Raw genomic sequence first — 14,107 nt, 5'->3', positions numbered from 1 at the left:
GCTTAATAAAGTAGAAAACTCAAAGAAACAAACAGCTTTCCGAATTTAGTTAATTGCGATAAGCGATTAACACCCGAATTTGCTTGGTGACAATAGCATTGTGGTACCACCTGATCCCATCCCGAACTCAGTAGTGAAACGCAATCGCGCCGATGATAGTGTGGGGTCTCCCCATGTGAAAGTAGGTCATTGCCAAGCGCCTAATTTCTCTTAATTGAGAGCAGATAGCCCGTTACTGACGTAACGGGCTTTTTTGTGTCTGTTTGTTAAGTGAATTGTGTAGCGTAAGACAGTGTGGACAATGTGCCCATGTAAAAGTAGGTCATCGCCAAGCGCCTAATTTCTCTTTTAATAGAGCAGATAGCCCGTTACTGACGTAACGGGCTTTTTTGTGTCTGATTGTTAAGTGAATTGAGTGCAACTAAAGACAGTGTGGACGATATGCCCATGTAAAAGTAGGTCATTGCCAAGCGCCTAATTTCTCTTTATAAGAGAGTAGATAGCCCGTTACTCATGTAACGGGCTTTTTGTGTCTGTAATTTAAGATAAACATGTTCAGGAACGAAGCTAAAGCTTAAGTTTAGACACATCAACTGCTGATAGTGTGATTGATATGCCCATGTAATAGTAGGTCATTGCCAAGAGCCTAATTTCTCTTAATTGAGAGCAGATAGCTCGTTACTGACGTAACGGGCTTTTTTGTGTCTGTAGTTTAAGAATACATCCTCGGAAACAAAGCTATAGCTTAAGTTTAGACACATCAACTGCTGATCGTGTGATTGATATGCCAATGTGAAAGTAGGTCATTGCTAAGTGCCTAATTTCTCTTTTAAGAGAGCAGATAGCTCGTTACTCACGTAACGGGCTTTTTTGTGTTTGATCATTGAGGCAGGTTGCTGTGAAAGTTATTCTCATTTTTGTGTGAGCTCATTATGAGCACTGGTAGATTTTTCCTCACAATGTGTCACTTAAGCAAACGAAATTTCTTATTTGTGTTTTTATCTAATAGCTAATTAATTCGTATATAAAAATGCTGGAAGAGCGTTAATACCCCTTAATAATCAGACAAATGTATTATGTTTTGGTTAAAGTCGTTTTTATAGTTGTTGATTGTGTTTGTCTTTAGTATGTTATCAATGCGATACATTCTTATTAACAACTAACGGTGTACATTTGCCAAAGCGACCTTCTTTTTCACTATCGTTCTTAGTGCCATTTTTCTTATGTTCTCTGTACTTATTATTAGTTAGCGGAGAGTTTTACTATGAGAGAGATGAATTACGTTCAGAGGTCGCAGCAAGAGAGACTAAACAGATTCAGAAAGATCTATTTAGGATGATCCATGTGGTAGAGTCAGCTCTGTCTGTACAGGATATTTCGAGAATTGAGCAAGAAGTATCCTTAGTTTCTACTGATAGCCATATGATGGTGTATGTCATTCTTGATGCTTCTAGTAGGATCAAGTTTGCTAACCATGTAATTTGGCGAGAAAGTGATGCGCAGAATGTTGTTGAAGGTTATTCAAACGATATTCATCAACAAGTTGTTGCCGATGGTGAGTCTTTTATCAAGGTCAATAAAGACCGTTTATCAATTCAAGCTTATTACCCTATTAACACATCTTCTAATTACAGCTACTCAAGTGCTGTAGATGTGATTTATCTAGAATATGATATTTCTTCACTTATTGCTGACGCATCAGATCAGTTACAAAAGCGCTTTGTTTTCATTTGGGGAGCAGGTGGCTTACTTGTCGTATTTTTCTGTTGGGCTTTATATTGGTTATTAGTTAGACCGGTAAAGCAATTAACTACAAGAGCAAAAAATGTTCTGCAATCTAAACCAGATAACACAAGAATTAATTGTCTAGTTGAAGAGGTGTATAACCTTGGCGAATCGCTATTATATGCCGAAAAGCTAATTCAAGATAATAACCAAAAGGTGACAAACTCTGAGCAGCGTTGGCTGTATTCAATCAGTGCTAATAATAATGGCATATGGGATTGGAATACCCAGACGAATGAGGTCTTCTTATCTGATAATTGGAAAGAAATATTAGGTTATGAGACGAATGAAGTTACAAATAATTATGACGCGTGGGAGTCTAGACTGCACCCAGATGAGAAAAACACTGTACTACGCGCTATTGAGCAATGCTTAGCTAATAAAACCGATCACTATGAGAGTGTTCATCGGTTACTAAATAAAAGTAACGAGTACATATGGGTGCTGGACAAAGGACAGATTATTCAATGGGATGACAAAGGTAATCCGATTCGAATGATTGGGTCTATTACTGATGTCACTGCAGAGCTGCAAAATCAAAAAATCACTGTAGAGCGCCAAAGCCATGCTGGTGTGTCTGATATTAAAGACCGTGAAGCATTAGCAAATGAACTATTTGATTTACAGGCTTATGCACGTAAGTCTGGTCAGTATTGCACTATGATGCTAATTAATTTAAGCAATATTAAGCTGGTTAATGAAGCTGTTGGCGAGCAATTGAGTGACAGATTATTAATGCAGATATCAGCACGATTAGCGGGGGCTTTTGCAGGAAGTTGCTTATTGAGCCGCTTAGGTGATGATGAGTTTGTTATTGCAGCTAAAAACTTAGGAGCGAACTTAGAACATGCTAACAAACGGGCTTTAGCGTTAGCGAGCGAAGTCAGGCAAGTTGTTGGACGAAGCTTTAATCTCTCAGGACAAGACTTTTCTGTTTTTACTCAAATCGGCATGGTGGTATTTGATGGTAAGGAGTCTTTAGACCCGAGTCAGTTATTATCTAGGGCTGATACTGCTTTAGGTAAAGCAATTGAGAGTCCCAATAACAGTTGTGTGTTACATAGTCTGCAGCTAGATGGAAGTCATCATGAACCTCAAAAGCTTCATCAAGAATTAAAGAAAGCCATTAAGCTCAATCAAATGTCTTTAGTGTATCAACCTGTTGTTGATATTGATGGTAATACAGAAAGTGTCGAAGTACTGATGCGTTGGCATCATCCTGAGTTCGGTTACATTAGTCCTAAGCAGTTTATTCCAGTCGCAGAGCTGTCTAACTCTATTTTTGAGCTTGAATTATGGATGTTAGATGAAGTGTGCCGTTTCATCGATAGCTTGCACAATACAGAACTTTCTTGTCCTTGTTTTTCGATCAATATTTCCTCGAGGCACTTTCATCAAGATATGTTTGTCTGTGTTATCCAATCAAAAATTGAGTCTAGAGGTGTAAAACCGGAATATATTCAATTGGAGTTGTCAGAGGATATCTTTTCGATTAACCCAGTGACGGCGAAAGCTAAAATACAAACGTTGCAACGTTTAGGTGTCAGAGTCGCTTTGGATGACTTTGGCTCAGGATTGTGTCCGTTATATCGTTTACATGGGATCCATTTTTCACAAGTTAAGTTTGCAGCGAGTTATATCAACGATATTACGATTTCTGAAGACTCGAGAAACATATTCACCTCATTGGTTAATATGACTACAGAGCTTAACTACCCTGTCGTGGTAAAACAAATTGAAGACCGACAGCAATTAACCACACTCAGTCAGCTGAAGAGCAATCTATTCCAAGGATATGTGATTAGCCGACCGCTAACTCAACAGGACATAAAACACCTTCTAGAGTCAGAGTTGACCTTAAGTGTGGTTTGGAAGGTGCCTTTTAATGCCTTGTCTTAGTGCCTAAATTCAATACTGATTTAAAAAAGTGACTAAGCTACGTAGTGCTTGGTTGCGTGCCTCATCTGCTTCGACAAAGACTTCATGGCGACAGTTAGCAATCCTTTTTATCTGGCAAAGGTTATTCTCAGCTCTATTTTGCGCCATGTTATCGACAATTTCATCATCTAGCGCTTGGAGTATCAGGATTGGCTTAATGCTTAATGCTGCTGCATTTATTGCGCGCTCTGCGGCATCAATTGCTTCAAGTAACCAATGATTAGTGGGTGAGCCTAGTTGAATTTCAGGGTGTTGAGCAAACACATCTAAAATCTGTTGGTACCTTGCTTGACTATGTGTCAGATGGTTTTTTTCGAACTCAACTGCTTGGTAATTGGTACCGCCGAGTACGTAGTTAGGCTGTTTATTTGGTTGTTTTTCATTGTAAGTATCTAATAGTGTTGCCAATGACCGGATGAAAGCCTTATTAAATGGCAACTTTATTCCATACATGGGGGCGGAAAACACAGCAGCATTAAATACTGTCGGATGTTGCTGCATATATAAGGTTCCAATTGTTCCCCCCATTGAATGGCCAACTAAATATAAATCTTGGTGCGCTTGGGGCTTAACCACTTGCTCAACGAAGTCATTTAGATCATCAATGTATGTTTGGAACTTATTAATATGCCCTTGATGCTTGTTGGTGGTTGTTCGAGTTGAAAGCCCCTGACCTCTATGATCGAGAATATATAAACTAAAGCCTTGTTGATAAAGATCGAACATTAGTTCTTTGTACTTCAAATAGCTTTCAACTCGGCCACTGCTTATTACAATCGCTTTGCGACTATGTGGGTGATTAACATGAGCATAGGCGATGGAGATGTTCTCTTTGACCATGGTGGATTGCGTGACTGTTTGCCAGAATGCTTGTTGTTGATCGCTATTGAGTTGTTGTTCTGACGAAAAATACAAATCACTCACCTTTGGTTAACTGAAAATATATTGATATAAGATTGGGGCAGTGTAGCAAACTAACAGATGATATTTTAGTGAAAGTGATGTGTTGCGAGGAAACTTGCTATATTGACTGGTTTAGAGAACCAGTCAATATAGCGTTGACTTAGTTAAGCTTGTTTTTGTTGTTCCGCTATAAACTCATTTACTTTTTGCTCTAAAATTTCCATGGTGATTGAACCATTTTCTAGTAACGCATCGTGAAATAATCGGATATCGAAGTCTTCGCCTAATGCTTCTTCAGCTTTATTGCGTAAACGCTTAATCGTGAGCTCACCAATTTTGTATGATAATGCCTGTCCTGGCCATGAAATATAACGGTCGATTTCTGTGGTCACATTGTGCATTGATAGCGCAGTATTACTTGCCATAAAGTCAATGGCTTCTTGTCTTGTCCAACCTTTAGCATGCATGCCAGTATCGACGACAAGTCTTGCAGCGCGCCACATTTCATATGTTAAGCGACCAAAATTACTATACGGGTCTTGATAAAAACCTGCTTCAAGGCCGAGATATTCAGAGTATAAACCCCAACCTTCACCAAATGCAGAGATATAACTGTATCGTCTGAAGTTAGGTAAATCAGCTAGCTCTTTGTTTAATGATATTTGTAGATGATGACCCGGTACAGCTTCGTGTAAGGTGAGTGCCTCCATTTCATAAAGTGGACGCTTATCTAAGGCATAAGTATTGACCCAGTAATAGCCTGGCTCATCGTCTCTATTGGAGCCAGAGTAGCGACCTGTTGTGTACTTAGGTGCTATTTCCGCAGGTACTGGTTTAATACCATAAGGCGTGCGGGGTAGCGTTGCGAAGTATTTAGGTAATACGGCATCGGCTTTTTTGGCAATATAAGCCGCTTCTTTTAATAGTTCTTCTGCCGTTGTGGGGTAGAACTGAGGATCTGTACGTAAAAAGTGTAGGAAGTCAGCGAAGCTGCCTTCAAACTTAACATCTGATATCACTTGTTCCATTTCCGCTTTGATTCTCGCTACTTCCTCAAGACCGAGCGCGTGTACTTCATCAGCTGTCATATCAAGAGTTGTGTAGTAAGCAATTCTGTTTTGATAAAAAGCTTTGCCATTAGGTAGATCGTTAGCAGCAATCGAGGTTCGCGCATTCGGGATATATTCTTGCGTCATAAAGTCAAAAAACTGCTGATACAAGGGGAGCACTTGTTCACTGACCACTTGTTTGCCTTTTTTCTCAAGTTTCGCTTTTTGCTCAGCAGTAAAGTGACTTGGAAATTGGGTAAATGGTTTGAAGTATCGACTTTGCTCTACAGGCACAATGTACGCGCTAATGCTGTCTTCGAACCCTGTTAAAGTCGCTTTAGCTGGTGTAATACCACTACTTAGCCCTTGTTTTAACCAAAAGGTCTGTTGAGCAAAGTAATTTGATAACGCTGCTAATTTGGTTAAGTAGTTTTCATAATCTTGAGTTGTGTTGAATGTGGCGTTAGCCATAGATGCGACATATGCATGGAAACCACTTTCTGCCGTTATTGGTAGGTAATGATCTTTATAACGGTATAAATCAACCTCATTTTGCAGTTGGTATTGTAGCAACTGTGCATTTATCTTACCTGTTGCAGATAGCGTGTTTTGGTCAAGTTGCTTTAAAGATGACAGGAGTTCTTGCTGACGTATGTTTTTGGCTGCCAGTGTCTCAGGCGACAAGTCGGGTAGTTGTGAAGCTTTGGATTCATCACCAAGTGAATAAGCGAGTTGAGGAGAAAAATCTAAGTTAACTTGCCAGGCTTTATCTATAATTGATTGAAGATTCATGTCTTCAACTTTTTTGCTGGCTGAGACATTTTGCGTTTCGCTTGCGACTTCTTCACTTTTGTAATTATCGCCAAGATAATATTGGGCTTTTGAGCCAGTGGTCATTTTACAGCCAGTTATTGACAGCATGATTATCGCGGGCAAGATTAGCTTACGCATGTTGTATCCCTATGTAGACTTTGAATTTTGGGTTAAATTTCTCAGTTACAACATAACAATTCAACAGTTAGCACGCTAGCGGTTCAGGCGGAAATATTTGTTACTGATTGTACTATTTAGGCGATTTAAACGTCATTTTTTTGTGGAGGCGTGTTAAACTTCGCCATGCTAGATGTTCATTATAAAGAAAACAGATTTAGCTTAAAAAATTAATAGGGGTTAATAATGATCAATACATCCATTCCATTAGTTGATTTGCATCGTCACTTAGATGGCAACGTTAGAGTCAATACCATTTGGGAACTTGGACATCAGCATGGAATTAAGCTGCCTGCACAAACGTTAGAAGCTCTTGCTCCGTTTGTTCAGATCCAAGGTAAGGAAAACAGCTTAGTCGCTTTTTTAAAAAAGCTGGATTGGATGGTAGCTGTATTAGCGGACTTAGATGCAGTCAAACGTGTCGCATATGAAAATGTCGCAGATGCAGCGATATCAGGATTAGATTATACCGAGTTACGCTTTAGCCCGTATTATATGGCAATGAATCACAACTTACCGATTGAAGGTGTGGTTGAGGCTGTCATTGATGGTGTCAAAGCTGGTGTGAAGGAGCACGATGTTAAAGTTAACCTTATTGGCATTATGTCGCGTTCGTTTGGTCAAGAAAAGTGCCGCTTAGAGCTTGAAGGTCTGCTTGCTCACCGTGATGCATTAGTTGGTATGGATTTAGCCGGAGATGAATTGGGTTTCCCTGGTGACTTATTTAATGAACATTTTAAATTAGTCCGTGATGCAGGCTTACAGATTACAGCGCATGCTGGTGAAGCTGCTGGTGCAGAGAGCATGTGGCAAGCGATTCAAGAGCTAGGTGCGACTAGGATAGGGCATGGTGTAAATGCTATTCATGACCCCAAGTTGATGGAGTATTTGGTTAAACACTCAATAGGTATTGAATCTTGCCCTACCAGTAACTTACATACTTCTACAGTGGCTGATTATGATGCTCACCCATTTACGCAATTCTTAGATGCGGGTGTATTGATTGGACTCAATACCGATGACCCTGGTGTGAGCAATATTGATATTCAGCATGAATATCGTATTGCCAAGTCTGAACTTAACCTATCTGATGAGCAAATTGCCCAAGTACAACGTAATGGCGTTGAAATGGCATTTCTATCAGACAGTGAAAGAAAAGCACTATACGCATCAAAAAAATAATGAATGTCTAGATAATAAAAAACCGCTGAAATCAGCGGTTTTTTTGTTTTCATTTCCGTGTATTAGATAACACGTGAGAACTGTTGTTGACGTGCTTTTTGACGATAATAAACATCAAAACACATACAAATATTACGAATCAATAAACGGCCTGTAGGGCTAATTGTTAGTTTACGATCAGTAATATCAACCAGTTTGTCATCGATGAAGGTTTGTAGCAGCTTTAAGTCTTCTGCAAAATATTCTTCAAAGTTCAAGTCAAATTGCTGTTCAATTTTAGTTAAATCCAAATCGAAGTGACAGATCATTTGCTTAATGACGACACGGCGAATTTCGTCATCACGATTTAAGCTACAGCCTTTCCACAATGCATGCCCAGTTTCATCAATTGACTCGTAGTAAGGGCGAATATCTTTCTGGTTTTGAGCGTAACAATCACCAATCTGGCTGATTGAAGAAACACCTAAGCCCAGCAAGTCACACTCTTCTTGCGTTGTATAACCTTGGAAATTACGGTGAAGCTTACCTTCGTTTTGTAGCTTAGATAACTCGTCGTCAGGCTTAGCAAAGTGATCCATGCCAATGAACTGATAACCTGCAGAGGTCAATGATTCAATGGTTTGGTGCAGCATGTCGAGCTTTTGCTGTGGCGATGCCATGTCTTCATCTTTAATTTTACGCTGTGCTGCAAAACGAGACGGTAAATGAGCATAGTTAAAGATTGATAAACGATCTGGTGATAGCTCAATAACACGCTGAATTGTTTCAGCGAAAGTTTCTGGTGTTTGATGTGGTAAGCCGTAAATTAAATCGGCATTAGTAGACACAAACCCCATGTCTTTTGCTTTAGCCATTAGGTCAAAAATGAATTTCTCATCTTGCTCACGGTTAACAGCAACTTGTACTTTTTTATTGAAGTCTTGAACACCAATAGAAATACGATTAAATCCCGCTTCTTTAAGTGTATCCAACATCGATAGTTCGATTTCACGTGGATCGACTTCAATTGAGAACTCACCTTCATCAGCAAAGTTAAAGTGACTTTTTATTAATTTAGACAGGGTTAAGATTTGCTCTGGGTTTAAGAATGTCGGTGTACCGCCACCCCAGTGCATTTGAGTCACGGTGTAGTGTTTGAATAAAGGAGCGCGTTTTATGATTTCGCTGGCAAGATATTCAATATACTGATCAGCCTTATGAGCATGACGAGTAATGACTTTATTACATCCACAGTAATAACAAAGCTTGGCGCAGAAGGGGATGTGAATATATAAAGACAGCTTATCACTTTTACTGGTTTCGATAGCAGATAGTAGGTTTTGCTCAGTAAAAGTATCATCAAACTCTAATGCCGTTGGATACGACGTATAGCGTGGACCACTGTAGTTATATTTTTCGATCATCGACTGATCCCAACTTATTTGTGTGGGCTGCTTCAAGGCGCATCCTCCGAGTAAATTAGCAATAGACGAAGTATGCAGCCATCTTTGACAAAAAACCTTGAACTACGTTGTAAATTTGAAACTTGATGTTGCTAGAAAGGCCATATTTAGCCAGAAAGCTGTGAAGTTTTGTGAATTTGTGCAATGGCTCACAGCCTTAGCTACGCACTTGGGGCAGAAACCTGCCTCATATTAACTTATTGATAATAATGAGACTTGTTATCAAATAGAAGTCTTAGTTGTTAATAAACTCTAATGCACGAAATGAAATTGTGTGATTTTTTTTGCATCATCCAGTATGCCTTGTTCCAGTTTAGCTTCAGACTTCATCCGCGCTAAATCTAGCTTCATTCGCTGTTGTTTGGCTAATGCCTTACGCTCTTCTTTAATAGGATGCGCTTTGATGCAGTCGTAATGCTCAAAAATACTCGGGAACTCAACAGCCATTTGTTCAGACATGGATAATGCTTCAAATAATTTAGCGATACGCATGACGCCCTCTGAAGGTTCACATCGTTCTTCAAGCATTGCTGAAGCGATATATTTAATATCATCCAATACTTTCAGCTTTTTTTGTTTGGCATCGTTTAAACGTTGCTGCTTGGCCGCTTGTGCTTCTTTTTGCTGTTTGTTGAGTTTGCTTAATAGGAAAACTGCGTAACACGCTAATAGAACTACAATAACAACGGCGATAACAATAACAATGCTAGACACAAACTATCCTTATTAACTTATTCACTATGCAAGATATAAAAATGGCATGCCGACTAAAGCATGCCATCTAAAACACTCTTATGACTGGTAGTCTTTTAAGACATCAGCACCTGTTTCAAAGCGATCATATAAATCATCATCAGATGCCACTTTACCTGTTTGAGGCGGAAGTTCTTCTGCATCTGAAATACCCAATTTTTCCATTAAGGCTTCAATTTTAGAAAGTTGACCATCTAACCACTTTTGATCGTCAGCGGATAGGTTTTTACCTTCTTCTAATAAGTCCAGTAATTGGTTAAATCTTGGGTCTTCTTCAAGCTTAAGTAATTTTTGCTCATCTGTTAGCTTTGGCTGTTTTACTTTTGCTTCGGTTTTTTCTGCGACAGGCGCAATATTTAACGCAACAGGCTTTTTACTGCCATGGCGAGGATCGTTATTTTTCGTCGTTTTGATATGCGGTGATTGCTTTTCAATTAGCGCTTCATTATGACGACTGCCAGACTTACGGCCGCTTTCTGTTTTTTTGCCGCCAATGGCTTTACGCTCAGATTTTTTGACTCTTGGTGCTTGTTTAGGGCCATTTTCGCCGCCCTTGCGCGATTTTTTGCTACGAGCCATCGGTGATCTCATGTAGTTGTATAAATTTGGCTAGATGGGTATGAGCCACCTCGCACTAAATAAGGATGCGCTTTATATCAGACTTTGATGTTTTTTGCATCAATACGAGCTCTTTAGCTGCAAATAATAGCTTAAATTCGCTATTTTGTGCCAAATACTCGAAAGTTTGTTGGCTATAGAAGCTCACGTGGCTGGGATTGTTTTTAAAATGCCACTTCGAAAAAAGGCTTAAATCAGTTAGCAGTGAGGTGCTGATTGCTAACCAGCCGCCTTCTTTTAATAAGCTAGATAATAAAGCCCACTCTTTAGCGGGTTGTTGAAAATGCTCAAGTACTCGATAGCAACAAATGAAATCATATTGGCGATTAAATATATGCTGATCAATTTTTATAAATGGGTCGTATTGATAAAGACAGTGTCCAGCATGTTCTATTTTATCTAAACTATTACTGTCCAATACTCGGCCAAAATTAAGGCCAATTAATGGCCCATGTTGCTGAGCGCTAATTTGGGTAAGTAAAGGTTGGATGAATTGAACAAGCTGTTTTTGCTTTGAGGCTTTATTGGCTCTGCCATAGCGTTGTTTTAACGCTGCAGGCATTAGATATGATTGTGGGTTTGCAAAGACTAGATGGCAGTCAGAGCAGGTATAAAATGCTCTTTTTTTGTCTTGAATAAAAAACTCAGCAGCATTGCTGCACAACGGGCATTTAATCATTGATATAAGAAGCGACCCAATAAAGATGATAATTATCAATCAATAGCAGATTTTTTGAAAATAAGAAATAAAAAAGGTGGCAGTAAACTGCCACCTTGAAAGATAGTGCTTATCGCACCAAATTTTGATTCCAAGTATCCATACTTGCTATGTGACTATCCCGGTCAGTATCCATCTTATTTTTAGAGCTTTCCGTGCATTTTTAGTTGTTATCGGTCTTCAATGACACTTTTTTTATATCCTGTTGCCGTCCTGACCACAGCTTCCGTAGATGGTCTTCAATGACTCATCAATATCCTTAGTTGTCTTCAATGACATGAGTAAACAATCCGTGTTTAAAAGTACCTTCCAGTGATAAACAAGCCTCCGCAAGTGCATCCTAAGCAAATTAGCTTCCTATGCTGCTACTTTAATCCTTAAAGTAGTGTCCTTATGGGGTTCTATCTCTGTTGCGTAAGGGAGTGCTATTTAAGCGTATCGACCAATAAGGTCTGTTCCTTACAAATTCTGTATGACCTGGATTTCAAGCTGAAATCACGACTCTTATTATTATTAGTGAGTGGTCTTATTTATATTATTGTTATTTATTAATTTTATTCTTATATCTTAAATGTAAACGTATCCGAAATCTGTGAAGTAGAATTAATATTTTTGTTCTCACAGTTGGGTTCATCTCGGTACGGGGCTATTTAACCCTAAAAGCGTGATCTCTGTCAAGCGTGAATATTGATAAGTTTACGTAAACGTAAACATTGAGTAATAAAAAAGGGTGAATAATCACCCTTTTAGCTTCATCAATTTATGAATAAAAAATTACTTAAGGCTTGAAATGTATTGAGATAAAACTTCAATGTCACTGTCAGATAACTTTTTAGACACATCCTGCATCATGCCATTTAAATCATTGTTACGACTTGTATCACGGAATTTGGTTAACTGAATCTTGATGTAATCAGCATGCTGACCACCAATCGCAGGGAAGCCTGCTAGCTCACCGCCTTTTCCGTCTGGTCCATGACAAGCCATACATGAAGTAATGCCACGAGCCATGTCTCCACCTTTATATAAAGCCTCACCTTCGGCTGGCACATTGGCCACATCAGCTACCGTTTGAGTTTGGCTTGCGTAATAAGCAGAAACATCTTTAATATCTTGTTCAGATAAAGGCAATGACATGCCAGTCATGGTAGGATCATTACGACCTTCTTTGCCGCCGCTTTTCGCTGCCGCTTGGAAATCATGTAATTGTTTTTCTAGATAAGATGCGTGCTGTCCGGCCAATTTAGGCCATATAGGAGCAATGCTGTTACCGTCAACACCGTGACAGGCAGAACACATAACTGATTTAGTTTTACCCGCTTCCACATCACCTTCAGCGATTGCAGGCGTTGATATAGCGGCAAATACAGACAGCGCAAGAGCTAACTTTTTCATGGCGTTCCAACTTCTTGTTTAATTTATTGTCCTGAGCTTACTAGGAAGACCCGCAAGCGTGGTAAAATCTACAAACTGTGATCAGGCTAATATTTTACACGAAAATGTGGAAAAGTAAGCAAATCTTACATAATTAAGGTATTACCTAAAAATTATTGGAGTAAATCGTGTCAGAAACGCGTATAGATTTTCGAAAAACCAAGTTTTTAATTAGTGCGCCAGACATTGCACATCTCGATCAGTACTTGCCTGGTGATACTGGAGTAGAAATTGCGTTTGCTGGCCGCTCAAATGCGGGTAAGTCTAGTGCTTTAAATGCACTTACTGAGCAAAAAAACTTAGCGAGAACCAGTAAAACCCCTGGGCGAACTCAACTTATTAACGTTTTTGAGTTAGATGAAAACCGTCGCTTAGTCGATTTACCTGGCTATGGTTTCGCTAAGGTACCTTTAGCGATGAAGAATAAATGGCAAAAAGCCTTAGGTGAATATTTGCAAGAGCGCGCCTGTCTAAGCGGTGTCGTTGTGTTGATGGATATTCGACATCCGTTAAAAGATTTAGATATGCAAATGATTGAGTGGGCGGTATTAAGTGAAATTCCAGTTTTAGCATTACTGACTAAATCCGATAAACTTGCTCAAAATGTCAAAATGAAAACGGTTAATGCCGTGCGCAAAGAGCTGGCTGAATTTGGTGACTGGGTAAAAGTTGAGCCTTTCTCATCATTAAAAGGCACTGGAAAACCTAAAGTCTTAGGTATTTTAAACGAGTGGTGCAATCCCAGCTGGTTGACTGAAGCTGAGCAGCAGGCAGAACAAGATAAAGAATAACTGATAGCGTAAACCGCTTTAATGCAGCCGTTGAGTTAATTCACTCAGCGGCTTTTTTGTGCTTAAGGTTTGAATATAACGGTATATTGGCACTAGGCGGTGCATATTAAGCAAAAAAAAAACCGACGACATAATGTCACCGGTTAAAAAAATTAGCTCTTTTGGGGAGAAGCTAAATTCAACAAGACTCAAGTGCCACCTACTCATCGATGACGCTCAATAACGATATAGTAATCGTTTTTTACACAGATTTAAAGTATTTACTCTAAAATAAATTTTTGGCAAAAAAAAAGCTCCAGCACAAAAATGCTGGAGCGCCATAATTCGGCTTGTCACTATTTCTAGCGAATAAAAAAGGTCTGAAAGATGGAACATCTTAACCTCTGTACCCTACGCAGATGATAATACGTCATTAGCCTTAAAATGAAAAACTGTTTTTTATAAAAATGAACAATAATGTGAAGTTTGACACAAATGTCGTTGGAAAAATCGCCTTGTCGATGA

At 39.2% G+C, this 14,107-nt stretch carries 10 protein-coding genes and 1 rRNA gene; 4 read left to right on the top strand and 7 right to left on the bottom strand.

Annotated features, from left to right (window positions below; genetic code table 11):
- Window positions 1-82 precede the first annotated feature (82 nt).
- Together rrf and AB4128_RS15270 are read left to right on the top strand one after the other, a co-directional pair.
- A 5S ribosomal RNA gene (rrf, locus tag AB4128_RS15275) occupies window positions 83-198 on the top strand.
- A gap of 975 nt (window positions 199-1,173) precedes the next feature.
- Window positions 1,174-3,684, top strand: a complete 2,511-nt coding sequence (locus AB4128_RS15270; protein ID WP_372038198.1) for an EAL domain-containing protein — start codon at window positions 1,174-1,176, stop codon at window positions 3,682-3,684.
- A 9-nt stretch (window positions 3,685-3,693) separates the two neighbouring features.
- Here the strand turns inward: AB4128_RS15270 and AB4128_RS15265 are convergent, their stop codons facing one another.
- Together AB4128_RS15265 and AB4128_RS15260 are read right to left on the bottom strand one after the other, a co-directional pair.
- Window positions 3,694-4,638 carry an alpha/beta fold hydrolase gene (locus AB4128_RS15265; RefSeq protein WP_240433762.1) on the bottom strand — a complete coding sequence of 315 codons (945 nt, stop codon included), beginning with the start codon at window positions 4,636-4,638 and terminating at the stop codon, window positions 3,694-3,696.
- 152 nt (window positions 4,639-4,790) lie between these two features.
- A complete protein-coding gene (locus tag AB4128_RS15260) occupies window positions 4,791-6,626 on the bottom strand; it encodes a DUF885 family protein (protein ID WP_372038196.1) in 1,836 nt (611 codons plus the stop codon).
- A 225-nt stretch (window positions 6,627-6,851) separates the two neighbouring features.
- On the opposite strand from AB4128_RS15260, the gene add reads away from it, so the two are divergent.
- Window positions 6,852-7,847 (top strand): adenosine deaminase, encoded by a 996-nt coding sequence (gene add / locus AB4128_RS15255; protein ID WP_055025814.1) that lies wholly within the window; start codon window positions 6,852-6,854, stop codon window positions 7,845-7,847.
- A 62-nt stretch (window positions 7,848-7,909) separates the two neighbouring features.
- Here add and hemN read toward each other — a convergent pair whose 3' ends face one another.
- From hemN to AB4128_RS15230, 5 genes are all read right to left on the bottom strand, one after another.
- The gene (hemN, locus tag AB4128_RS15250; protein WP_080914512.1) at window positions 7,910-9,286 is read right to left on the bottom strand and encodes an oxygen-independent coproporphyrinogen III oxidase; all 1,377 of its coding nucleotides are present in this window, start codon (window positions 9,284-9,286) and stop codon (window positions 7,910-7,912) included.
- 255 nt (window positions 9,287-9,541) lie between these two features.
- Complete coding sequence (locus tag AB4128_RS15245; protein WP_372038195.1) at window positions 9,542-10,003, bottom strand: DUF2489 domain-containing protein; 462 nt, start codon at window positions 10,001-10,003, stop codon at window positions 9,542-9,544.
- Between the two features lie 78 nt (window positions 10,004-10,081).
- Window positions 10,082-10,621: a Der GTPase-activating protein YihI gene (gene yihI, locus AB4128_RS15240; protein WP_372038194.1), complete on the bottom strand. Its 540-nt coding sequence runs from the start codon at window positions 10,619-10,621 to the stop codon at window positions 10,082-10,084.
- 55 nt (window positions 10,622-10,676) lie between these two features.
- Entirely contained in the window at window positions 10,677-11,339 is a 663-nt protein-coding gene (locus tag AB4128_RS15235; protein ID WP_372038193.1) for a methyltransferase domain-containing protein, read from the bottom strand.
- Window positions 11,340-12,152: 813 nt separating this feature from the next.
- Window positions 12,153-12,773: a cytochrome c gene (locus tag AB4128_RS15230; protein WP_055025819.1), complete on the bottom strand. Its 621-nt coding sequence runs from the start codon at window positions 12,771-12,773 to the stop codon at window positions 12,153-12,155.
- A 167-nt stretch (window positions 12,774-12,940) separates the two neighbouring features.
- Here AB4128_RS15230 and yihA point away from each other — a divergent pair, with 167 nt between their 5' ends.
- Window positions 12,941-13,603 carry a ribosome biogenesis GTP-binding protein YihA/YsxC gene (yihA, locus tag AB4128_RS15225; RefSeq protein ID WP_055025820.1) on the top strand — a complete coding sequence of 221 codons (663 nt, stop codon included), beginning with the start codon at window positions 12,941-12,943 and terminating at the stop codon, window positions 13,601-13,603.
- Window positions 13,604-14,107 lie beyond the last annotated feature (504 nt).

The organism is Shewanella sp. 10N.286.52.A9 (genome assembly GCF_041468985.1).
Taxonomy (GTDB): Bacteria; Pseudomonadota; Gammaproteobacteria; order Enterobacterales; family Shewanellaceae; genus Shewanella; species Shewanella japonica.
This window is presented reverse-complemented; position numbering and strand designations above follow the sequence as displayed.

What these genes read in the sequence shown, in the direction of transcription:
- AB4128_RS15260 (WP_372038196.1), bottom strand. Translation starts at nt 6,626, where the DNA reads ATGCGTAAGCTAATCTTGCCCGCGATAATCATGCTGTCAATAACTGGC.
- add (WP_055025814.1), top strand. Translation starts at nt 6,852, where the DNA reads ATGATCAATACATCCATTCCATTAGTTGATTTGCATCGTCACTTAGAT.
- yihI (WP_372038194.1), bottom strand. Translation starts at nt 10,621, where the DNA reads ATGGCTCGTAGCAAAAAATCGCGCAAGGGCGGCGAAAATGGCCCTAAA.
- AB4128_RS15235 (WP_372038193.1), bottom strand. Translation starts at nt 11,339, where the DNA reads ATGATTAAATGCCCGTTGTGCAGCAATGCTGCTGAGTTTTTTATTCAA.
- AB4128_RS15230 (WP_055025819.1), bottom strand. Translation starts at nt 12,773, where the DNA reads ATGAAAAAGTTAGCTCTTGCGCTGTCTGTATTTGCCGCTATATCAACG.